Annotated in this window: 20 protein-coding genes and 1 tRNA gene; 16 read left to right on the forward strand and 5 right to left on the reverse strand. The window is 39.7% G+C overall.

The genetic code is table 11. The features are described from left to right. Nucleotides 1-405 precede the first annotated feature (405 nt). The 4 genes from MKY17_RS04395 (at nucleotide 406) to MKY17_RS04410 (ending at nucleotide 4837) form a co-directional block, all read left to right on the forward strand. Complete coding sequence (locus tag MKY17_RS04395; protein ID WP_098370919.1) at nucleotides 406-1434, forward strand: NADP-dependent oxidoreductase; 1029 nt, start codon at nucleotides 406-408, stop codon at nucleotides 1432-1434. Between the two features lie 629 nt (nucleotides 1435-2063). Next, entirely contained in the window at nucleotides 2064-4016 is a 1953-nt protein-coding gene (locus MKY17_RS04400) for an FUSC family protein (protein WP_098370947.1), read from the forward strand. A gap of 148 nt (nucleotides 4017-4164) precedes the next feature. After that, on the forward strand, nucleotides 4165-4578 hold the full coding sequence (locus tag MKY17_RS04405; RefSeq protein ID WP_063235961.1) for a YbjN domain-containing protein: 414 nt from the start codon (nucleotides 4165-4167) through the stop codon (nucleotides 4576-4578). 185 nt (nucleotides 4579-4763) lie between these two features. Next, nucleotides 4764-4837, forward strand: a tRNA-Gly gene (locus tag MKY17_RS04410). Nucleotides 4838-5275: 438 nt separating this feature from the next. Here MKY17_RS04410 and MKY17_RS04415 read toward each other — a convergent pair. Continuing rightward, nucleotides 5276-5944, reverse strand: coding sequence for a phenylalanine--tRNA ligase beta subunit-related protein (locus tag MKY17_RS04415; protein WP_098370920.1), 669 nt, complete (start codon nucleotides 5942-5944; stop codon nucleotides 5276-5278). Between the two features lie 104 nt (nucleotides 5945-6048). Between MKY17_RS04415 and queG the strand changes: the two genes are divergently transcribed. Then, the gene (gene queG / locus MKY17_RS04420) at nucleotides 6049-7188 is read left to right on the forward strand and encodes a tRNA epoxyqueuosine(34) reductase QueG (RefSeq protein WP_098370921.1); all 1140 of its coding nucleotides are present in this window, start codon (nucleotides 6049-6051) and stop codon (nucleotides 7186-7188) included. 477 nt (nucleotides 7189-7665) lie between these two features. Here the strand turns inward: queG and MKY17_RS04425 are convergent, their stop codons facing one another. Then, complete coding sequence (locus MKY17_RS04425; protein ID WP_218925108.1) at nucleotides 7666-8358, reverse strand: DUF421 domain-containing protein; 693 nt, start codon at nucleotides 8356-8358, stop codon at nucleotides 7666-7668. 273 nt (nucleotides 8359-8631) lie between these two features. Between MKY17_RS04425 and MKY17_RS04430 the strand changes: the two genes are divergently transcribed. The 7 genes from MKY17_RS04430 to MKY17_RS04460 all read left to right on the forward strand — a co-directional run bounded on the left by MKY17_RS04430 (nucleotide 8632) and on the right by MKY17_RS04460 (nucleotide 14976). Continuing rightward, a complete protein-coding gene (locus MKY17_RS04430; protein WP_098370922.1) occupies nucleotides 8632-9489 on the forward strand; it encodes an amidase domain-containing protein in 858 nt (285 codons plus the stop codon). Between the two features lie 67 nt (nucleotides 9490-9556). Further along, nucleotides 9557-10045 (forward strand): tRNA (uridine(34)/cytosine(34)/5-carboxymethylaminomethyluridine(34)-2'-O)-methyltransferase TrmL, encoded by a 489-nt coding sequence (gene trmL / locus MKY17_RS04435; protein WP_098370923.1) that lies wholly within the window; start codon nucleotides 9557-9559, stop codon nucleotides 10043-10045. Between the two features lie 86 nt (nucleotides 10046-10131). Continuing rightward, nucleotides 10132-10881, forward strand: a complete 750-nt coding sequence (nfsA, locus tag MKY17_RS04440) for an oxygen-insensitive NADPH nitroreductase (protein ID WP_098370924.1) — start codon at nucleotides 10132-10134, stop codon at nucleotides 10879-10881. A gap of 293 nt (nucleotides 10882-11174) precedes the next feature. After that, on the forward strand, nucleotides 11175-12023 hold the full coding sequence (locus MKY17_RS04445; protein ID WP_098370925.1) for an ABC transporter ATP-binding protein: 849 nt from the start codon (nucleotides 11175-11177) through the stop codon (nucleotides 12021-12023). After that, nucleotides 11974-12894, forward strand: a complete 921-nt coding sequence (locus MKY17_RS04450) for an iron-hydroxamate ABC transporter substrate-binding protein (RefSeq protein WP_098370926.1) — start codon at nucleotides 11974-11976, stop codon at nucleotides 12892-12894. Before MKY17_RS04445 ends, MKY17_RS04450 begins: the two co-directional genes overlap by 50 nt. A 67-nt stretch (nucleotides 12895-12961) precedes the next feature. Next, nucleotides 12962-13972, forward strand: coding sequence for an iron ABC transporter permease (locus MKY17_RS04455; RefSeq protein ID WP_098370927.1), 1011 nt, complete (start codon nucleotides 12962-12964; stop codon nucleotides 13970-13972). After that, complete coding sequence (locus MKY17_RS04460) at nucleotides 13969-14976, forward strand: iron ABC transporter permease (RefSeq protein ID WP_098370928.1); 1008 nt, start codon at nucleotides 13969-13971, stop codon at nucleotides 14974-14976. The genes MKY17_RS04455 and MKY17_RS04460 overlap by 4 nt, the downstream gene beginning before the upstream one ends. 78 nt (nucleotides 14977-15054) lie before the next feature. Here MKY17_RS04460 and MKY17_RS04465 read toward each other — a convergent pair whose 3' ends face one another. Beyond that, entirely contained in the window at nucleotides 15055-16002 is a 948-nt protein-coding gene (locus tag MKY17_RS04465; protein ID WP_098370929.1) for a response regulator, read from the reverse strand. A 4-nt stretch (nucleotides 16003-16006) separates the two neighbouring features. Continuing rightward, entirely contained in the window at nucleotides 16007-17269 is a 1263-nt protein-coding gene (locus tag MKY17_RS04470; RefSeq protein WP_098370949.1) for an ATP-binding protein, read from the reverse strand. 435 nt (nucleotides 17270-17704) lie between these two features. Between MKY17_RS04470 and MKY17_RS04475 the strand changes: the two genes are divergently transcribed. From MKY17_RS04475 to MKY17_RS04485, 3 genes are all read left to right on the forward strand, one after another. Continuing rightward, nucleotides 17705-18694: a glutaminase gene (locus tag MKY17_RS04475; protein WP_286176995.1), complete on the forward strand. Its 990-nt coding sequence runs from the start codon at nucleotides 17705-17707 to the stop codon at nucleotides 18692-18694. Nucleotides 18695-18860: 166 nt separating this feature from the next. Next, nucleotides 18861-20495, forward strand: a complete 1635-nt coding sequence (locus MKY17_RS04480; protein ID WP_098370931.1) for an APC family permease — start codon at nucleotides 18861-18863, stop codon at nucleotides 20493-20495. A 511-nt stretch (nucleotides 20496-21006) separates the two neighbouring features. Then, nucleotides 21007-22902: a PrkA family serine protein kinase gene (locus MKY17_RS04485; RefSeq protein ID WP_098370932.1), complete on the forward strand. Its 1896-nt coding sequence runs from the start codon at nucleotides 21007-21009 to the stop codon at nucleotides 22900-22902. A gap of 239 nt (nucleotides 22903-23141) precedes the next feature. Here the strand turns inward: MKY17_RS04485 and MKY17_RS04490 are convergent, their stop codons facing one another. After that, nucleotides 23142-23351, reverse strand: a complete 210-nt coding sequence (locus tag MKY17_RS04490; RefSeq protein ID WP_098370933.1) for a hypothetical protein — start codon at nucleotides 23349-23351, stop codon at nucleotides 23142-23144. 118 nt (nucleotides 23352-23469) lie between these two features. Between MKY17_RS04490 and MKY17_RS04495 the strand changes: the two genes are divergently transcribed. Next, nucleotides 23470-23649 (forward strand): hypothetical protein, encoded by a 180-nt coding sequence (locus MKY17_RS04495; RefSeq protein WP_098370934.1) that lies wholly within the window; start codon nucleotides 23470-23472, stop codon nucleotides 23647-23649. Nucleotides 23650-24096: the final 447 nt, after the last annotated feature.

The following is a 24096-nucleotide window of genomic DNA, read 5'->3' on the forward strand; positions in this document are numbered from 1 at the left end:
TTATGAATCGGGAATATAGATAAGATGAAAAAAGTAGCTGCTAAGATTGAACATTTGCCAAGCAGACATAAAAAATAGTGTATTTCAAGCTGCGGCCTTTTCACGGTATCCAAACGGGGAAAGGCCGTTAAATTTCTTTGGGGAAGCGAGCCGCATATGGTAGAAGTCCACGTACATTATTTATTCTTAAAATGAATATTGAAGGTAACAAAGCCATTTCCTGATGTCCTTTATATGAATGAAAAACATGGGACATAATAGGTCGTAGCAAGTTTAGGATTTTCAGGAAAGGCTACATAAAGAGTGTTATGGAAGCAATAGCCAATCATATTCTTTGACCTAAGAACTTCATCGGTGATACGCTTCTTTTCGAAATTTCGTATTCAAAACCAAGGAGGAACAATGATGACACAAACCAAACAACAAATGATCACCCTGGCAAATCGTCCAAAAGGTATGCCTTCAAAAGGGGATTTTAACTTTGTTGAGAGTGAAGTTCCCACACCAAAGGATAATGAAATTTTAGTACGTACACTATATTTATCTGTCGATCCATACATGCGTGGCAGAATGCAAGATACCAAATCATATATTGCTCCATTTGAATTGAATAAGGTTATCACAGGTGGAGTGGTTGCTGAAGTTGTTGAGTCCAAATCGAACTCCTTCAAACAAGGGGATGTCGTTGTTGGGAATATCGACTGGGCAGAATACACAGTTGTCACCGAAAAGGAAATCCGCGTGATTGATCCCAAGGTGGCTCCGGTCACAACTCATTTAGGGATTCTTGGAATGACCGGTTTAACTGCATACTTTGGCTTGCTTGATATTGGTAAACCTCAAGAAGGTGAAACTGTAGTGGTTTCAGGAGCGGCTGGAGCAGTTGGTTCAGTAGTCGGACAAATTGCTAAGATTAAAGGTGCGAAGGTTGTTGGCATCGCCGGTTCAGATGAAAAACTTGAGTACTTAACGAAAGAGCTCGGATTTGATGGAGCCGTAAATTATAAAAGAGATAGTTTTAAGACAGATTTAGCTAATTCTGTTCCCGATGGAGTCGATGTTTATTTCGATAATGTGGGCGGCGAGGTGTCCGATGCTGTTTTCACACTTTTGAATGCGAATGCCCGAATTCCATTATGCGGAACGATTTCCTCGTATAATGCAGAAGGGAAAGATCTAGGGCCGCGTCTGCAATCGGCGATGATCAAAACGAGTGCACTTATGAAAGGTTTCACAGTTGGAAATTATGCCGCTAGATTCCAAGAGGGGGCTACGGATTTAGGTAAGTGGCTTCAAGAAGGAAAGCTGAAGTATGAAGAAACGATTATTGAAGGGTTCGAAAACACACCTGATGCCTTTTTAGGTTTGTTTAAAGGAACGAACCTCGGTAAACAGCTTGTAAAAGTTGCGGAACCTGAATTCGCTCAACTATAAGATTAGGGAACAAAGTGGAGGCGGAATCTTGTTTGGCCTTTGAAAATGAGGGTGTATTAAAAGAGCTGTTATTTCAAAAAAATCCCGTCAAACCAATAATAGAGGTCGAAGCACATCTTTCAGCTAAATTGATGTGCTTCGACCTTTTTTTGTTTGGATATAGGGGTGTCCATTCCTAATCATTTACAAATCATGTCCTTCATGAAAGATAATCAACCTTAGGAATAAAATATGCAAAGAATTCTCTGGATTTTCATATGTTGGGATCAATGTCGTTTTCGGACAATTTGTCGCTATGAAAAACATCCGAGATAAGATAGTTATATATATCATCAATAATTTCGATACTAGTCACCACACATGAAAGGCCGTGTTTGTCTACATATCTGTTGAAGTCATGACAGTGATGTTCCTTCTTGAAAGTCAAGGACTTCGATACGTGTGGAAAGCATACGAAAAGTAGGTGAAAAACAAAGACATTCAAGAATTACTTACCCTTTACCGTATCTTTTGTTCCATATGAAGGATATTAAAAAAGGGTCTCTATAAACATAACTCTCAGCATAATGTTATGATAAAGTTAAAAGAATAGTTACCTAGGTAATCATTTAATGAAAGGAAAAATTGAAATGAGTAAAAATAAGCAAGGGACATCTTCAAAACCTCTGAAGTTGGATGTAATACATACGACATTTAAACAGGCTTTTGAATTAAAAAAGAATCCATTTCCTTGGATAAAAGCTTTAAGTGCGGGGGTAGCTTCTGCCTTACCTGTTTTCATTGGCTTATTATTCGGCAATTTAGCGTACGGTTTACTGGCAGGAATAGGCGGGTTCACTTATTTATACGTATTTAACCAACCGTATCACCAAAGAGCTAAAAAGATTTTCTTTGTGATGGTGGGTCTTGCTTTATCTGTTGTATTAGGGACACTTTTGGCTCCATACCAATTGGGAACAGCCATAATGATGGGGATCATCGGGGCAAGTGTTTTTTTTATTTTTGGTGCATTAAAGATTACCGGTCCTTCGGCGGTTTTCTTTGTCTTGAGTTTTGCGCTAGCGACAGGTATGCCCATTGATCAGACGCTTGCGCCGTTGCGTGGAGGTCTTGTTTTATTGGGTGGGGCACTGTCTTGGATAATTTGTATGTTAGGCTGGTTTTTCAATCCTCATGGACCAGAAAAGCTTGCGGTGGAAAAGGTGTACAGAGAATTGGGTGCATTCTTTGATTCGCTAGGCACCGGGAGATTCAATGCAGCAAGACAAAGAACGGTATTGGCGATGAAACAAGCCGAAGATACATTGTTAGCCGGGTTTTCAAACAGGCGAAGCTCAGACATGTTAAAGCGGTTGTTTCTATTGAATGACCAGGCGAATGTCATTTTCCTGGAAGCATTGGAACTATCCTTGCACAAAAAGGTTGTGCTACCGCCAGAATTAGGACAATCGGTACGTGCCTTGGCCGACTCCATTGCATCTAAAATTAAAAATGAATCAAAGATTCTTCAGCCGGACCAAATGGAACTAGAGGTTGAAAAGCTATTCGTTGAAATTTACAATGCAGATGCCATCATGAATGAACCGGTTAGTAAAATCCACCTAGAAGCTTCAATCTCAAAGCCTTCTTTAAAAACGATTTTTCTTGGGGCGTTCGATAAGAACTCGATTGTCTTTCTCTCTTCCATTCGATATGGAACAATCCTTACCATTGCCGCCATCATCGCCTATTCCGCTGATTTTAACCGTTCGTACTGGATTCCCTTATCCTGTGCAGCCGTTATGTCAGGTGCGACCATCGTTGCCACATTTCATCGTGCGGTACAAAGGACCTTCGGGACAATCATCGGACTCCTATTAGCAAGCTTAATTCTTGCATCCGTTCATAACGAGTTCATTATCGTTCTGATCATTTTGTGTTTGACAATCATTACAGAGCTTTTCATCGTACGGAATTATGGATTGGCGGCGATGTTTTTTACCCCTTCAGCTTTAATCATGGCGGAATATTCAACTCAAAGCTATGATTTTAGTTTTTTTGCGACCGTAAGAATAACAGATATCGTCGTTGGGAGCATGATAGGTCTTCTTGGATCGCTGTTAATCGGCAGTCAATCGGCCTCAAGCCTTCTCAATCATTTGATGGCCAAAACAATTCGAAGCCAGGGGCAATTTCTGTTGGTGGCGTTCTCTGGACATGATAATGAACTTGCAATCGATGAAAGCAGTGAAAGGAACAAAATGCAAACCAATATGGTGAATCTATTAACGGTCTACAATGCTGCTCTTGGTGAGATATTCAAAAACAAGGCTAGACTGGAATCTCTTTGGCCCGTAATATTTTCAATAGAACAGTTGGGATATTATTTAAATGCAAGCTTGAAATTCTCTGATCGGTCGGTACTTTCAGAGCGTGAACTTGCTCAATTACTGTATGTTTTTGAAACAATGGCAATCGCTGCAGATAAGGGGCGGTCACTTACTAATAAAGAGGTTCCGGAAATTGAAGGGTACTCAAAAATCCGCCACGAAATTTTGGATCTTCAAAAAGCACTTCGGTTTAGCGGTGAAGCAACGAGCTAATCAATCTAGCGATTCTAATAAGGGAGTTCTTATTAGAATCTCATTCGCCCCACTGTTAATAGGATGAAATTGGCAGGATTATAGAAAAGTCTGTAAAAATGCCTGTTTTCATTATAAAATGTACTTACAAACAGAAAGGTGATGAACCATGTCAAACGTTGCTAAATTTCGTGATTTTTTAACTAGTGAGAAAATCTATATGAATGAGTTGAATGAAGATGGCACCACCTTTTTTAGAGCTGAGCAAAAGTTAAAGGACGGGTGGAAGGTCCTTTTAGTATTTGCTTTCAATCAAGATGAAAATGTGGCGGACTTATTTTGCTTTAATGTCGCCGAGTTGAAGAATCCTGAAAAGAAACAGGATGTACATACACTGCTGAATGAATATAATGCTAATTTTAGGTATTCCAAGCTGTATGAAGAAAATGGGACCATTTCCATTCGGTATTCATACTCCATTGAGGGGGACATCGTACCGGATCTGGCGTTCAGGAAGTTAATCATGCTGCTTGAAACGGCACAGCAGGTTTATCCGCGGTTAATGGAAGTCATTTGGTCTTAAATCATCATATAGGATGAAAAAGTTCTCTGAATCAGGGGACTTTTAACATCTTTACTAGAGTGAATGAATATATTAACGTTACAATACATTAATTATTAAATTTTTTTAAAAGAACTATTGCATTTTTTCACATTAAACTATATAATTAATTTTGTTAGTGATTCGACAAAGTTCTACAAGGATATGCGGGTGTAGTTTAGTGGTAAAACCTCAGCCTTCCAAGCTGATGATGAGGGTTCGATTCCCTTCACCCGCTCCAATACATACTCATAACGTAGGGTTTCGTTACCTGGAGAACGAAGCTTTGCGTTTAAATATTATTACAAGAATTCTACTGTTTACAGTGGGATTTTTTTATTGTCCCAATTAACTACATTCTTTGGAAGCGGTAATACCGGATGTCATACCGTAACGAAAATCGTAGTTTTCTATTTATTGAAGATCCTTCATCTGGGAGAGTGGGGATTTCGATGCAGCACAAACTTGTTCAATGAGATTAACTACGTTAGTAGAATCAGTTTGAATAAGTTTGTGCTTTTATTGTCCAAACTGAAAAAGTTGTGTAATTAGGTATGACCGAACGGTTGAATAAAAGGATATTCGCGCACTGGTTTTATTAATTATCCATATAAGTTAGGGAAAATCATGAAAAGAACCCTTCCGATTGTGGAAAGGGCTTATTTCTATTCAATTTTAATTATCCTTCTACAATCGAGTAAGTCCCTACACCACCGTGGATTTCAAGGAACATGTCCATCAAGGATTTCGTTAGCTGATTTGCTTCGGTGATTGGAGTATTGGGTTGTAAATATATGATTTGGATGGCCTTTTTCGTTCCTTCGGTGACTTTCGTGCGTTCTGAATCAACGTAAGGACTTCCGAATGCGCCATAATGGTCGGCTGATGTAATCATATTTTCCATGGAATTCATGCGGCCGTTCAAACCATCATAACCATCTGACCCTTCGCCAATCTTTATCGAGATGTCTCCTGATAATTTGTCCGCATCATAAATGCCGATCGGAACTTCATATAACAGTGAGAAGAAGTTATTCAAATCGATGGCTGAATGGATGGGTGCCAAGTAATTCTGTTTTTTTACGCGGCGGTAAAGGGCTTCCACGGAGGGGCGATACCGTGACGGGTTTGTTCCTGTAGCCTTGAAAATCTCCCGCCACGCTTTAATGCCGGAAAAGTCGGTCAATTCCTTTTCTTCAAGGTCGAAGAAAAGTGCTTCCTGAAATAGTTGAAGTCTTCCTTTCACCATTTGCGGGGAGGGACCTACTTCGATGTTTTCATATGTAATGATCCCAACTTTGAATTCAGGGATTTTACTGCTTAGATTAGCTGATATGGTAATTTCCAACCGTTTCACCTCCAAAAATGATTGCAATTAGTTTATCATAGATAGCAATGGTTTGAAATGGATTCAAGCTTCAATGGGAATACTGAATGAAGTAGGTGATTAATATGGATATGAACTCATTCAAGCAAGAAGTGATTTTATATAGTAAGAAAATCGGCATTGATAAAATCGGCTTTACATCGGCCACGGCTTTTACCGAATTGAAAGGTCGGCTGATACGCCAACAGGAGCTGGATTATCAGTCAGGGTTTGAAGAAACCGATATAGAAAAGAGGGTAAGGCCTGAATTGATATTCGATAAACCGCAATCCATCATTTCGATTGCGCTTGCTTATCCTTCGAAATTGAAGGATGCTCCGCAAAGTACAAAAAGTGAGCGACGCGGGATCTTTTGCAGGGCTTCTTGGGGAACGGATTATCATACCGTTCTTCGAAATAGATTGCAGTTACTTGAGAATTTCATTAAAGATAAAGTGCCAGGGGCATTGACGAAATCCATGGTTGATACGGGTGAATTATCAGATAGGGCAGTGGCTGAGCGTGCGGGAATTGGCTGGAGTGGAAAAAACAGTATGATCATCACTCCGGAATTCGGGTCTTATGTATATTTGGGGGACATGATTACCAACCTGCCATTTGAACCTGATCAACCGATGGAAGATCAATGCGGGACATGCAATAAATGTGTCGATGTTTGTCCGACTGGTGCGCTCGTTCAGGGCGGGCAGCTAAATTCCAAGCGTTGCATTGCATTCTTAACGCAGACAAAAGGTTTCCTTCCGGATGAGTTCAGGACGAAAATAGGCAATCGTTTGTATGGGTGTGATACATGCCAGACAGTTTGTCCGAAAAACAAAGGAATGGATTTTCATTTCCATGAAGAGATGGAACCCGACCCAGAGCTGGCGAAACCGCTGTTGAAACCACTGCTTACGATTTCAAACCGGGACTTTAAAGAGAAATACGGCCATGTATCTGGCTCTTGGCGTGGTAAAAAGCCAATCCAACGAAATTCGATTTTAGCATTGGCCCACTTCAAAGATGAAACGGCATTGCCCCAATTGATACAGGTCATGAAGGAAGATCCAAGGCCCGTAATCCGGGGAACGGCGGCTTGGGCAGTAGGGAAAATTGGCCGGGAGCAGGCCGTTTCCATTCTGGAAGAAGCAAGAATGAAGGAAACGGATGAAGAGGTACTAGCGGAAATTGAGAAAGGACTGCAGTTTACCTTGGAAACAAAATGATATTTAAGATGTAGAGGCTGTCCCAAAAGTCGTAAATGACTTTTGGGACAGCTTCTTTCTCTTTTTTCTAGTTATGGACATTACCACTAAAGTTAACCGGATAGCTCCCAATTTATAACCACTAAGTAGTAGTCTTTTGTAGTAAATACATTATTGAACAGAAGATAAAACCAGTATCGATTATCAGCAGAACTTACATCTCCGTAATAAGATTGTTGTTATACGGGTATATTTGTTACGGCATCTACCAATTCATACTTAAGGTGAGCTGCAGCACCACTTCTTTCGGACACTTGCCATTCTGAATAGCTAGTTGCTACGCTATTCCTTATGGTGGAAATTATTTGTTTATATATAAATATATATACCTGCGGGTACCTAAAAAGAGAGATTATTGGGCTGTTAATAATCAGCAAATCGTTAGCTCTAGAAGCATGACTGTCCAAATTTAAATGACTTGAGTTCCCCCTTTTCCTCTTAACGTGGAGGAGACTGGTTATCTTGTCTTTTATCTATATACAAAGTGCCATCACTTTGTATTTCAGCATAAAATACATCTTGTAGGCATAGACCAAACTGCTGTAATTGCGTTTCCAACCAGCTTTGGTTTAAACTCAGTTTACTTAAATTATGAGGAACGATTTTTCCATCCACAATAATTTCTGTAGGTATGTATAATGGTTTCACATAAGTAATATCCTTTTTGGAAACACTCTGGCTATCCACTTTTTTTAAGACAGACAATTGACCATTTGGTTCTAAAACGGCATAGTTTACCTCTTGCATGGAGAATATGCTTTGTTCTCGCAATAGCATGCTAAGGTCATCCATGTTTAATCTTTCCCCTTTCAACGCTTTCTCTAGGATTTTTCCATCTTTGATTACAATTGTAGGTTCGCCGTCAAGTATTATACGAGCTTTTGGAGATTTTAAATTAATAAAGCTTACAAGAATAGTGAGTACGGACCAACCGATTAAACTAACGAAGGCGTCAACCATATCAATACTTGTATCAATTGTGATGGAAGCAGCCACCGCGCCGATAGTGATACCTGTAATATAGTTAAAGTAAGTCAACTGACTTACTTGCTTTTTTCCCATAATTCGAGTCATCAATAGTAAAACCACAAAAGCAGCGACTACCCTACTTAACACTTCAATAAAGCTCAAAATTTCCGTCTCCAATCTGGTCTAATCAGGTTAGAAAATTGTGTATTCATTCTTATATTTTCCCCAATATTATTTTGATTATAATTATAAAAAAAGCCATACTGTAATCGACCCATACGGAAAGGCTTCACACGTGACTTTAAAATTTATGAATGTGAGGGTTGTTTGGATTGCCCTTTAAAATCGTAAAAAGGCGGGGGGAAATCGTCAGGTGCATTTTAATCCCCTTCGCACATACACATTAGCATAGATGGTAAGAAGGAGGGCATGAACTTGAGGGAACAATTGCAACGCCTTTTACAAGAAAGAGTGGAGTTTTATACTTCCGATGATCTGGAACGGAGTGAAAGGAAGTTACATTTGAAGAAGGAAATGATGAGGAACCGTGCTGCGGAAATTGTTCGGGTGAATGCGGCAGGCAAGGTAAGTTCGAAGAAAAAGGAAGACAATGATACAGTCCTGACATATCATGTGCATCTGCAATATTTATTGAAACAGGAGGATTCATTTTATATAGAAGAAGAAATGGAAGAAAGGGAGGCCCGGTTTCGAAATGGGTATATAGTGGATGAACGTGAGCTTTTTCCCAGCTTTGAAACCGAAGAGGCACCGCCAAAATGTGATCCAGGCGCAGGCCGTCTCGCATATAAATATGATCGGATGAAGGCCGTCCAATATGCCGAGCGTTGGTGGAATGAATTCAATCCGGCTTATCATAAATTCACTGATGATTGTACGAATTTCATTTCACAATGTTTACATGCGGGAGGAATACCGATGTGGGGGGCGCCAAACAAAAATAAAGGCTGGTGGATAAGAGGGAAAAGCTGGAGTTATACATGGACGACGGCCCATTCCTTATATCATCTGCTAAAAGCCGGGAATGCCATCAGAACAAAGCAGGTGGAGTCGGCCCAGGAATTGAATTTGGGTGATATCCTCTGCATAGATTTCGAAGGGGACGGACGGTTTGATCATAACTTGATTGTTACGGCGAAGGATCAGGACGGGATGCCGCTTGTGAATGCACATACGATGAACAGCCGTCACCGATATTGGACGTATGAGGATTCGACCAGGTATACACCGAACATCGTTTATAAATTCTTTGTGATTTTGGATGGAGGGTGATTGGTTTTTAGTCTTTTTTGTTTAATGCTATAATTAAGGTGAAGTTCAAACTAGAGGTGAAAATGAAGTGTCAATACATGTAGTTTTATATCAACCACAGATTCCAGCAAATACAGGAAATATCGCAAGAACATGTGCAGGGACGGATACGTCTTTACATCTCATCCGCCCGCTCGGTTTCTCGACGGATGACAAACAGCTTAAACGGGCCGGGCTCGATTATTGGGAGAATGTAAAGATCCATTATTATGATTCGTTAGAAGAGTTTTATGAAAGAAATGCCGGCGGTGAATTTTATTACTTAACGAAATTCGGAGAGCAGCCGCATTCCAGCTTCGATTACAGTGATCAAGACAGTGAAATATACTTCATTTTTGGCCGTGAAACGACGGGTCTCCCGAAAGAACTGATCCAAGAGAATATGGATCGGTGCCTGCGGATTCCGATGACGGATAAAGTACGTTCCCTTAATCTGTCGAACACGGCTGCCATCTTGGTTTATGAGGCACTGAGACAGCAAAATTACCGTGAATTGGATTTAAAAACAAAAGGTTGAGTTTCATCAATGTCATAATGTCATCGGGGGCATTTGAGCCCCGATGATGGATTCTTTACTTTACATATTCTTAAGGGGTGGGAGCATTGAATAACATTATTGAGAAGATTTTAGATCACCGTTCCATTCGTTCTTTTGAGGACAAGTTATTGTCTGAGGAGCAAATCAATACGATTGTGGAATGTGCCCAAGCGGCATCGACTTCAAGCTATATCCAAGCGTATTCAATCATAGGGGTAACCGATCCGGAAAAGAAAGCCAAGCTTGCTGAACTTGCCGGACCACAATCATATGTAGAGAAGAATGGACACCTATTCGTCTTTTGCGCCGATTTATATCGTCAGGATATGGTTTCCGAAATGGAAAACACGGACCTGTCCGAATCGATTGAAAGTACGGAGAAATTCATGGTTGCTTGTATCGATGCTGCTCTTGCGGCTCAAAATGCAGCATTGGCAGCAGAATCAATGGATCTTGGCATTTGCTATATAGGCGGGATCCGCAATAATCTCCCGGAAGTGTCAGCGATTTTGAATATACCGCATCGCGTTATGCCATTATTCGGACTAGTGGTCGGATATCCGAAAAACCGTTCGGATAAAAAGCCGCGTTTGCCGCTGGCCAATATCTATCATGAAAATGGATATCAGGAGGATAAGCAAGAGTTCGTCGGACAACTTGAAGAGTATAATGAAACGATTTCCAGCTATTACGAGCAACGGACTAAAGGTAAACGAAAAGACACCTGGACCGAGCAAATGGCTGGAATGCTTGGAAAGAAAAGCAGGTTATACATGAAAGATTATGTTGAAAAACAAGGTTTTAAGAAACATTGATAGATGAAATTGCTTATTAGGAATATTCTTGCCTTCACATAAATGACATCTTTCAAAGTCTTGAGTATGGGCCAAGCGGTAAAGATCCCGGAAATGTTTCCGGGATCTTTACCGTTTTCATTTATATACGGTTCGGCTCAAAAAATCCCGGCAGAATTTCTTCTTATATACCCATGAAATTACCATTGACAATATATATAGATAGAATTATAGTAATTAGGTAATGGATAATGATAATCATTTTCATTTAGATTTTTTACTTACCTATTATTTAAGTAAATGGAGGTTAAATAATGGTTCGCATATATACAGAGAATTTAAATATTGGTTATGGTGAACGTTTAATTGTAAAAGATCTCAGTGTGGAAATTCCAGATAAAAAAATCACAACGATCATCGGTTCAAATGGATGTGGAAAATCCACACTTTTGAAAGCGATCACCAGGATCATTCCAAATCAATCGGGTACGGTTGTTTTAGATGGAGTGAATATATCAAAAGAAAGCACTAAGATCCTTGCAAGAAAAATGGCCATACTTCCGCAGACACCTGAGAGTGCAAGTGGATTGACAGTTGGAGAGCTTGTATCATATGGGCGCTTTCCCTATCAAAAAGGTTTTGGACGGCTGACGCAAAAAGACTATGATGTGATTGATTGGGCACTCGAAGTGACTGGCACGAAAGACTTTAAGTTTCGTCCGGTGGATGCTCTTTCAGGAGGTCAGCGCCAGCGTGTTTGGATTGCCATGGCCCTTGCCCAGGAAACGGAAATCATCTTCCTTGATGAGCCGACCACCTATTTGGATATGGCGCATCAACTAGAGGTTCTGGAATTATTACAGAGGCTGAATGTAGAACAGGGACGTACGATCGTCATGGTTCTTCATGATTTAAACCAAGCTGCTCGCTTTGCTGACTATATCATTGCCTTAAAGGACGGGGAAATAGTCAAAGCGGGAGATTGTGAAGAAGTCATCACGCATGAAGTGCTTAAGGAAGTTTTCCATATTGACGCGGTTATCGGACGAGATCAACGAACGAACAAACCAATGTGCAGCACATACAATTTATTAAAAGGAGATAGGACAACAAATGAAAAAGATATTGATTCCGTTTATACTGCTGTTAGTGTTAATTATTAGTGCTTGTGGTAACGAGTCGACCGAAAAAGAAAAAAGCTCCGCTTCCAAAAAGGAAAAATCAGGTACCATCACATATCAATCTGAAAATGGTCCTGTTGAAGTTCCGGCAGATCCTCAGCGTGTTTTAGTACTATCTTCTTTCGCAGGTAACGTAATGGCATTGGATGTTAACCTTGTAGGGGTTGATTCATGGTCTAAAATGAACCCGAACTTTAAAGAGTTAAAAAATGTCGAGGAAGTAACGGACGAAAACTTGGAAAAAATCATCGAGTTGAATCCGGATTTAATCATTGGTTTATCAACGATTAAAAATCTCGATAAATTAAAGGAAATTGCTCCAACTGTAACGTATACATACGGAAAAGTGGACTATTTAACACAGCATGTAGAAATTGGTAAGCTTTTGAATAAAGAAAAAGAAGCGCAAGCTTGGGTGGATGATTTCAAAAAACGGGCAAAAACCACTGGTGATGAAATTAAGGCTAAAATTGGAGAAGATGCTACCGTTTCCGTTTTCGAAAAGTTTGACAAACAGTTCTATGTATATGGCGATAATTGGGGCCGTGGAACGGAAATCCTTTATCAAGAAATGAAATTGGGCATGCCTGAAAAGGTAAAAGAAGTGGCATTGAAAGATGGTTACTTTGCCTTATCATTAGAAGTCCTGAAAGACTATGCCGGTGATTATGTCATTTTGAGCAATAACAAAGATCAGGACAGTTCCTTCCAACAAACAGATACGTTTAAAAACATACCTGCCGTTAAAAACAATCAAATGTTTGAAGCTGATGCAAAAAAATTCTTCTTCAATGATCCAATAACATTGGAATACCAATTAGACTTCTTTTCCAAAAGTTTTCTTGGAAAATAATACAGCGAGGGAGAGGGATGCCAATTCCTCTCCTTTTATTCTATAAAAAAAGAGATGAGAGAGACAGATGACTAATGAAAATCAACGTTTCATCCCATTTATATATAAACTGATCATAGCGATCGTTGCCTTTATCGGCATGTTCATCATATCGATGGTATTTGGTGCAGCCGATGCCACCGTCAAGGATGTATGGCAAGCACTGACGTCCAATGCTACCGGTGAGAAGATTTCCATCATTCGTGAAATCCGTCTCCCTCGCGAAGTGGGGGCAATCTTTGTGGGTGCAGCACTTGCCGTTTCAGGTGCCATCATGCAGGGAATTACGAGGAATCCACTAGCTGATCCGGGGCTGCTTGGATTGACGGCAGGGGCCAATGCAGGCCTTGCCATTACGCTGGCATTCGTTCCTTCGGCTAATAACTTAGGAATCATGGGTGCGTGCTTTATTGGTGCCGCTGTCGGGACAATCATGGTTTTTGGCATTGCTGCGATGAAGAAGGGTGGTTTTTCTCCCTTACGAATCGTGTTAGCTGGTGCTGCGGTCTCTGCATTCCTATTTGCTGTATCACAGGGGGTCGGTATTTACTTTAAAATATCAAAAGATGTATCGATGTGGACTGCCGGCGGTAATATCGGAACATCATGGGACCAGCTTCGTGTAATCGTCCCGTTCATTTTAATAGGCATCCTGATCTCCCTTATCTTTTCCAGACAGCTCACCATACTGAGCTTAAGTGAAGAAGTGGCGGTAGGATTAGGTCAAAAGACAACACAAATAAAGGCGGTTCTCTTCGTAGTCATCATTCTCCTGGCTGGCGCTGCCGTTGCACTTGTTGGAAATATGGTATTCATCGGGTTAATGGTCCCCCATATGGTTCGGGCTTTCGTGGGTACGGATTATCGATTCATCCTGCCTATGTCCGCGATTTTAGGAGCCACTTTCATGCTACTTGCCGATACGATCGGCCGTACAATCAATTCTCCATATGAAACACCTGTGGTAGCGATTGTTGCGATGATAGGTTTACCTTTCTTCCTCTTAATCGTGCGTAAAGGAGGTAAAGCATTTTCATGATCCAGTCAGCTTTAGTCAAAAAACAGCGATGGATAGTAGGTGCACTATCCGCACTCATTATCATTACGATCATTATAGGGACGTGTTCGGGATATTCGAATCTTTCTTTAGGGCGACTGATTCCAACGCTTTTCGGACAAGGGACATTTAAAGAGGAATTCATATTATTTTCCGTCCGATTACCACGAATCATCATTACCATTTTAGCAGGCATGGCCCTTGCACTGTCGGGAGCCATCCTTCAAGGAATCACACGTAATGATTTAGCCGATCCCGGAATCATCGGGATAAACTCAGGAGCTGGTGTTGCCATAGCCGCTTTCTTTCTGTTTTTCCCGCTTGACGCTGGATCGTTTGTTTATATGGTTCCGCTTGTCGGTTTTATCGGCGCGTTATTGACGGCCTGCTTAATATATATCCTCTCATATAAGAGAAGGAGCGGCCTTGAACCCGTTCGGTTAGTGTTGATCGGGGTTGGTTTTTCAATGGCGCTTTCAGGCCTGATGATTGTCCTTATTTCATCAGCGGAACGAGCCAAAGTCGATTTCATCGCAAAATGGTTGGCGGGAAATATATGGGGAACGGATTGGCCTTTCATTTGGGCAGTTCTTCCATGGTTAATCATCCTCATTCCATTCACTTTATATAAAGCAAATCGTTTGAATCTGCTTGGTTTAAGTGAACCGGTAGCAATTGGGGTCGGAGTATCGATTGAAAAGGAGCGGATCGTATTGCTAATCACGGCTGTAGCACTGGCCGCGGCTGCCGTTTCTGTTACAGGCGGAATTGCATTCATTGGACTCATGTCCCCGCATATAGCAAAATCTTTGGTAGGACCTCGAAATCAACTATTCATTCCGGTTGCCATTTTAATCGGTGGATGGCTATTGTTGCTTGCCGATACAATAGGCCGTAATATAATTGAACCTGAGGGGATCCCTGCAGGTATCATGGTTGCATTAATTGGTGCTCCTTATTTCATGTATTTATTGTTGAAAAAATAAAATCTTGCAAAAATCCCCTGAAATTTTTCAGGGGATTTTATGTTTTTTCAGAGCTGCCGTAGTTTTTAAAAATTAGGATTATTTATATCTAATTATTTCATCAGGACTCAATCGTTTCGCTTCGAAATAAAATACTTGAATAAACTTTTTTGTATTTACCCGGGTAGGTGTAAGAACTATTGTTGAATCATTTTGCAGTTCTTTCATCTTTTGGCGAACGACTGTGAAATCAAAAAATTTAGAAGCGTAATTTTCAAACTTCGGATTTGAAAAATCCGTTAAACCGAGCGAAGCAAAATGATTTAACGAATGGTTAATCGTTCTGCGTATTCGCTGTTCGGCAGCTTTTATTTCCCGATTGATATCAACCTGCAAAGCTGATGTGCCGAGCTTTTTTTTGGTGATTTCTACAAAGATATCTTTAAGGGTCGGGAAATGCTTTCCAAAAGTAAAAGTACGTTCATACATAAATAAATATTGAAGCATTTCCATTAAATCTTTTGCACCATTTTCTCCAACGATCCCTAATTCCGATAAAAGGAATTCACCCACCTCTCTTATACTTTTTTCATTATAACTATTGGATTTATCAACTTTTGGCTGTTCAAAATTCAATACACTGTTTAATGAGGCTTGGATATTTGTGATCGATCTTTCTAAATGAATGCGTTCCATGACTTTTCGGATGACTGTTAATATTTCAATACGATTGATTGGTTTAGTAATATAATAATCGATTCCAAGTGAGTATGCCTCACCAATCAGCTCCTTTGATTCAACCTGCGAAATCATTATTATTTTTCCGTTAAATGTATTTTTTATATGACGAAGTGTCTCAATGCCATCCCGGATGGGCATTAATAAATCAATAAATAGTATATCAATTTGTTTTAAATTCAAAATATGTCCTTCTAATAGACTTCCATCCTCGGCTTCCTCCACCACTTCTCCTAAATCTTCGTTCTCAATAATTTGGCTCAAGTTTGAACGTATTGCACAATCATCATCTGTTATAAAAAAACGCATGGAATCATCCTTTCTGGATCAACTTATGAATGGGTAATTTTATTGAAAAAACGGCACCGTTAAAACTATTCTCAAACAGGATATCGCCTCCCAGTTCTTTTACGACTTCTTTAACATATGAGAGACCAATCCCTGTTGAAGGTGTCCCTAAATGATCATATTTTGAAGTGAATCCAGGTTTGAATATGACAGTCTGATATTTTTGAGGAATTCCAGGTCCGGTATCAGCAACCTTGAATTCTACATTGTCGCGAATTTCACTCAAACTTAAACGTACGATTCCCTTTTCTTCAATTGCTTCCACTGCATTAGCGACTAAATTATTGAAAAGGGATAATACGGTGTATACATGATAATGTGAATCGTTTTTTCCATCTAATGAGTATTCAAATTGAATATCCTTTCCTAATGATAAGGCATACTTTTCATTAATTCGGATGATTAAATGAAAAAGTTCAGCAGCATTCATATAATCCCTAAAACTCTCATTGGAAATCAGTTTGGAGAGACCAGCAAAAATTCGTTGATTATCTTTCTTGACTTCATGCATTTCACCCGCGATGCGCAATGCTTTTTGACTATATGGTTCTGTAGGAACATGAAGTTGCTTTTCCCGTTTTTCCAGTCCTTTTAATTCTCGATACAAATCATACGATTTCTTTGTAATATTCTCTGCATTATTTAATGTTTTTTTTAAGTGGATCGTTTCCTCATATAAATTGGAAATGAGCATCAGCATATGTTCATTTTGTTTTCTGATTTGCCGTTCCTTTGATTGTGCTTCATATAGTTTCATCATATTAAAAAAGCTTAAAACGATAAAACTGTGGGCGAATGCGATCATGATCATCTCGTTTAGTGAACCTAACGTAATTGTTGTTTCTAATACAATATATTGAAAGATTAATTCTATTGAGTCAGACAATATTTCGATAATAAGACCAATAAATCCAATAATCAACGATCGGTTTTGAAAGCGATTGATTTTCACTAAATAAAAAAGAAAGGAGTAGGTGAAATAAAAAAAGAAACTTGGAAAATGGACTTGAAAAGCGGAAGACCAGGAAAAACTATCAAGCATGAAAAAGTCTATTAGGATACGAAATACCACAACCATTGTTCCTGTCAGGAAGCCTGAAAAAATGGCAGGTGTTTTCTGTAATAATAGTAAAAAGAAGAAAAGTACAGGCGGACCAAAACTTACCCGAAACGTTTCATTTAAAGGATAAAAACTCAATTCGCCTGCTAAAGGCACTGTTAACAACATCAAAGCAAGGATATTGACCTCTTTTTTCATTAACGTACTGAGATTCAAGTCGTCACCTCCCAATTTGTTTAAAAAATCAGTATACAGTTTCATCGGCCTCAATACAACGCTTACTTTGTTTCTGAATAGAACGGCTTATAACCAATTATGGCAAACCCAATCTTTTTTTCTATCCACAATAAATGGTAACGGAATATGTGAAATAAACACGTTTTTTTTGTGGATTTTTATTTTTTTGATTTTGTAGGTTTTCGTATGATTATGTAGTTCCCAATTTAAAATTAACGTAGATAGAAATTTTTGAAAGCGCTTAACAATATTTAGAATATTCATTATATTTTCATCGAATCTATTACAAGTAAGCTTGATGGCATTCGGAAAGACGCTCATATTGAAAAAATAATGATACAACAACTGAAGAGGTGGAAGAATGTGATTGAAGAATTGTCAAAAGAGTATGACATTCATGTTAATAGTCAAAGAAAAGCCGACTTAGATGAATGGGTAGCACATTACAGATCCTTTGCTGCTGAAGGGAAAACCGCCAATTATATACCGGCATTGAGAAATGCACATTTATCGCAATTGGGTATTTGCATACTGGAGCCTGGTGGAACAATGATCAAGACAGGGGATTGGGAAGTCCCCTTCACGCTGCAAAGTATTTCGAAAGTGCTCAGCTTTATAGCCGCATGCTTGGGATGCGGCATTTCTTATGTGTTAGAGAGGGTCGATGTGGAACCAACTGGGGATGCTTTCAATTCAATTATTCGTTTAGAAATGCATAAGCCGGGAAAACCGTTTAATCCTATGATAAATGCAGGGGCGATTACAATAGCATCGCTTCTCCCAGGGGATTCTTCACAAAAAAAATTGGAATTTCTCTATGCATTATTTGAAAATTTGTTAGGGAAGCGCCCAACCATCAATGAGGAAGTGTATCAATCTGAGTGGCAAACTTCCCATAGAAATAGAGCTTTAGCTCACTATTTAAAAGAGACGAATTATTTAGAATCGGATGTAGAGGAAGCTTTAGAGGTTTACCTCAAGCAATGTTCCATAGAAGTAACCACAGAAGACATAGCCTTGCTTGGACTGATTCTTGCACAAGATGGTTACCATCCTCTTCGTAAAGAACAAGTAATCCCTAAAAAAGTGGCTAAGCTGGCCAAAGCATTAATGCTTACTTGTGGTATGTACAATGCTTCGGGGAAATTTGCGGCTTTTGTTGGGGTGCCAGCCAAAAGTGGAGTATCTGGCGGGATTATGGCACTAGTTCCTCCAAGTGCCAGAAGCGGAATGCCTTTTCAAGATGGATGTGGCATTGGCATATACGGACCAGCCATTGATGAATATGGGAATAGCGTAACAGGTAGTATGTTATTGAAACAAATGGCACAGGAATGGGATCTAAGTATTTTCTAAAAGCAAGATAATCTGTTCTTATAAAAAAGCGATATTTAACAAGAGGTGATGTAATGCAGCAATTATTTTAAGATTCAGTTGGATGTATTTGACACAAATCATAAATCCAATTACTTTAAGAACCTTATTATAAAGGAATAATTTTGGAAAGCATGGTGATGAACATATGAATAATTTGCAGCGAAAGATGGGAACATTTTCGTTAACGATGGTAGGACTCGGGTCCATTATTGGCTCAGGTTGGTTATTCGGAGCTTGGAGAGCGGCACAAATCGCAGGACCCGCTGCCATTATCTCTTGGATTATCGGGATGGTCGTTATTTTATTTATAGCACTTTCTTACAGTGAATTAGGGTCTATGTTTCCTGAAGCTGGGGGAATGGTAAAATACACGCAATACTCTCATGGTTCTTTTTTAGGGTTTCTTGCAGGTTGGGCAAACTGGATTGCAATCGTTTCCGTAATTCCAGTTGAAGCGATCGCTTCTGTTCAATATATGAGCTCATGGCCATGGGAATGGGCACGGTGGACACATGGTTTAGTGGAAAACGGAAGTCTTACTGGGGGAGGCTTGGCAATTGCCTCTGCCTTACTGATCGTCTACTTTTTATTAAATTACTGGACGGTTAGTTTGTTTTCGAAAGCTAATTCATTTATTACAGTCTTTAAGGTTATTATACCTGGACTTACGATTGGGTCACTTTTATTTGCCGGGTTTCATGGATCCAATTTTACCTCTGCAGGAAGTATTGCTCCCAATGGTTGGGCAAGTGTACTTACAGCTGTAGCAACTTCTGGTATCATCTTTGCATTTAACGGTTTTCAAAGTCCAATTAATATGGCAGGTGAGGCAAAGAATCCTGGACGTTCGATCCCAATTGCCGTAATTGGCTCCATTTTAATTGCAACGGTCATCTACGTTTTATTACAGGTTGCGTTTATAGGAGCCGTGGATCCGTCCATGATCGTGAACGGATGGCAACATTTGAATTTCAATTCACCGTTTGCTGACTTAGCAATTGTTCTAGGTATAAACTGGTTAGTTATTTTACTATATGTGGATGCGTTTATTTCTCCGTCCGGGACAGGAATAACTTACACGGCGACAACGTCACGAATGCTTTATGGAATGGAAAAGAATAAATATTTGCCAAGCGTTTTTGGAAAACTGCATCCACTTTATGGTATCCCTCGTCAAGCCATGTTTTTGAATCTAGGTGTATCTTTCTTATTTTTATTCATGTTTAGAGGCTGGGGCGTTTTGGCAGAGGTTATATCGGTTGCGACATTAGTCTCTTATATTACAGGTCCAGTTACAGTTATGACATTAAGGCGCACAGGTCAGAATTTGTACAGACCATTACGTCTAAAAGGATTAAGCATCATTGCACCACTTGGCTTTGTTTTTGCCTCTTTGGTTCTATATTGGGCAAGATGGCCACTGACAGGACAAGTATTATTTATCATTATGATTGGTCTTCCTATTTATTTCTATTATCAATCAAAAATAAAATGGAAGGGATTCCGTCAAAACTTTTCAGCTGGGCTTTGGATGGTTGTTTACTTACTCTGTATGATGACCATTTCATACTTAGGCAGTGAAAAGTTTGGTGGACTAAACATAATCCCATTTGGTTGGGATATGGTCATCATTACATGTTTATCTCTAGGGTTTTATACTTGGGCAATAAAGAGTGGATTTCAAACAGAATATTTGGAACAAGGACAAAAAGTAAATGAAGACTTGAGGTCGATGGAGAACAACATTGCAACTCAAACTGATAAAAAGAACGCTGTATAAATGATGAATCCACTACATTGGTTAGCATGCTCCAATAAGCTATTACATTCATTGAATGACTTCGAAAGTGCTTCTTTCTATTTATATTGATGAGGACACAAAAAGGGGGGACGGCAAATTTAATTTGCTGTCCCCCTTTTTGGAATTTAAGAAAAGGCTGTTATTTTTTTATTTCACACCTGGTTTATCTTCATATCCGGCAGTGAAGATAGCGGCTAAAAATGTAATAGCAACTCCAACGATAATAACTGTGCCCATGTTATGACCTCCCTTTACCCATATTGTCCCACTTAAGTATAGGCTTAGTATACCCTAATTTTTAGCAGGAGTGCACACAAATTTTCTTGTCAGCATATTTATCATAAATTCTCAATGATTAAGCCTTTTTCGATGCATGGAGGGTCAAGGGGATTCGAAACAATGCCCGGCCACTTTTTAAAGTCTGACATGTTTGTCAGACTTGGAGCATAGATTTAAGTATTCTCTGAAAGTGACAGGGGGAGGTTCCTTAATGGATATTTTAAAGAAAATCGAAAAATTTAGAGAAGATGAACAGAAGCTGAAGTGGGAAGGCACCTTCGCAGAGTACTTAGAAATATTGAAAGAAACGCCTTTAGTTGCTCAATCTGCTCATTCACGTGTATACAACATGATCAGAGATGCAGGGATAGAAGAAGTAAATGGGACAAAGAAATACAATTTTTTCAGCGGTCAGTTGTTTGGCCTAGAGGATTCACTGGAAAGGCTCATCGAGGAATATTTCCATCCGGCGGCAAAGCGGCTCGATGTCCGTAAGCGGATATTGCTTCTCATGGGTCCTGTGTCAGGTGGGAAGTCCACACTCGTATCTTTACTGAAGCGTGGACTTGAAAGTTATTCATTAAAAGACTCTGGTGCGATTTATGCAATAAAAGGATGCCCGATGCATGAAGATCCACTGCATCTCATTCCGCAGTATTTACGGGATGATTTTTATGAAGAATATGGCATCCGGATTGAAGGAAACCTATCACCGCTGAATGTAATGAGGTTAGAACAGGAGTATGGAAGCAGGATTGAAGATGTGATGGTCGAGCGTATTTTCCTTTCAGAGGATAAGCGTGTTGGAATTGGAACATTCAGTCCTTCAGACCCTAAGTCACAGGATATTGCTGATTTGACGGGCAGCATCGATTTTTCGACCATTGCCGAATACGGATCGGAATCAGATCCGCGTGCCTATCGCTTTGATGGCGAGCTGAACAAGGCGAACCGCGGGATGATGGAGTTCCAGGAGATGCTGAAATGTGATGAGAAGTTCTTATGGCATTTGCTATCATTGACACAAGAGGGGAATTTTAAAGCAGGCCGTTTTGCATTGATCAGTGCAGATGAACTCATTGTGGCTCATACGAATGAAACAGAGTATAAATCGTTCATTTCCAACAAGAAAAATGAAGCATTGCATTCCCGTATCATTGTCATGCCTATTCCATATAATCTTAAGGTTACCGAGGAAGAAAAGATTTATGAAAAAATGATCCGTGAAAGTGATGTCTCGGATGTTCATATAGCTCCGCATACATTAAGGGTGGCGGCAATCTTTAGCATCATGACCCGCCTGAAGGATCCCAAAAAGGGCGATATCGATTTAGTGAAAAAGATGAGGCTTTATGATGGGGAAAATGTCGAAGGATTTAATTCCGCAGACATCAATGAATTGAAAAAAGAATACCAGGACGAAGGCATGAGCGGAATCGATCCGCGGTATGTGATTAACCGAATTTCCTCTACGATCATTCGTAAGGAAAATCCGTCCATTAATGCATTGGATGTACTTATGTCATTAAAGGCAGGTCTTGACCAGCATCCGTCCATCACGAACGAACTTCGGGAGAGGTATTTGAATTTCATTTCACTGGCACGTAAAGAATACGATGCCATTGCAAAAAATGAAGTGCAAAAGGCATTTGTTTATTCATATGAAGAGTCGGCGAAGATCCTCATGGATAACTATCTTGATAATGTCGAAGCATACTGCAATAAATCAAGGCTGCGCGATCCATTGACTGGGGAGGAAATCAACCCTGATGAAAAATTGATGCGCTCGATAGAAGAACAAATTGGAATATCCGAGAATGCAAAAAAAGCATTCCGCGAAGAAATACTGATTCGCATTTCTGCATATGCACGTAAAGGCAAGCGATTCGATTATAATTCCCATGATCGTTTACGGGAAGCGATCCAGAAAAAACTATTCGCGGATTTGAAGGATGTCGTTAAGATCACTACTTCAACGAAGACACCAGACGAAAGGCAACTGAAGAAAGTGAACGAGGTCATCACGAGACTTATCGACGAGCACGGGTATAATTCGACTTCAGCCAATGATTTACTGCGCTATGTGGGCAGCTTGTTAAATCGGTAATCCATAATTTTTTGCCCCTGCCCCATATCGGGCAGGGGTTTATCTCCTTTTGCGGAAGGCGGGATGCTTGAAAATTGGATTAGAGGAAATCCAATCGATTCCTTTCAAATTCTGAATTCCCATTGAAATCATGCACCTTTTGAAGGTGTTAAAGGGTGCTTTGACAAGGAATTGGAAATAATGAACCAAACAAAGCACCGGGCCCTACGGAATGGAGGGGAGCCCGGTGCTTTTGATTTCTATTTAGTTACATTCAAGCCATACTGCTCAATAAGTGTAATAAGTTGATTCAGGGATAGTTTGTCTTCGCTATGATCGATTTTAATTTCCCCATCATCAACATCGATGATCGCACGTTCCACACCTTCCGTTTTCAAAAGTATGGACTCCAGATTTAAAATCGGGCCTTCTGACGTTGCTTCCTTTACATAAAGGGTAGTTGTCTGCATATTTCCTGCACCTCCTTACATTTGCTCATAATGTTTTATCTATACCCCACATTTCCATTAGATATGTTATGTTTTGGGTTTGGAAATATTGGGTATCAATAAGTAGAGGTGATGGCAAATGAGTAAAGAGGAATTGAAAAAAGAACATGTTCCGGAAAATAGCTCCATGGCTAAGGACTATGAAGAGATGAAAGAACTTGGAAAGCAGATGGAAAATCAAAGGACGAATGAAGAATTGAAAGAGTGGGATAAACGACCAGGTACAGTTCAACATGAAATAGAGGAAGATGAAGATTGACGAAAATCACAACCAGAATCATTCTATCTGTGTAAAAGGGGTGTCCAGAAAAAATACTGGGACACCCTTTTTGTTGTATTTCATTGCTTTTTAATGATGTCCTTGGAAGTCTCTGTTTTGCAGATCAATTATGTCGCTAAGTTCAAAAAGGTATTTTAAGTTATCCTATAATCCGACAAATAGAACCTGATTTAAAAAAGAACAGACCTGATAATCATAAGTCTGTTCTTTTTCTTGAAATACTTATTTTGCAGTAACATTTAGAAAAAACCTTAAATGGCCCATAACGCCCTTGTCAGGACTTGTCTAGTTCATAGGCAAACATCCATTATTGAATTTTGTTGTAAATTATCCTGCATCGCTGCATAAGATAGAGTAATACTTTTCTTTTAATCCGTTTTTTCTCACTGTATTTTTCATTGGAAAACCGGAATAATGTGGGCATTC

The sequence above is a fragment of the Peribacillus sp. FSL P2-0133 genome (genome assembly GCF_037975445.1).
In the GTDB taxonomy this organism is placed as follows: domain Bacteria; phylum Bacillota; class Bacilli; order Bacillales; family DSM-1321; genus Peribacillus; species Peribacillus simplex_E.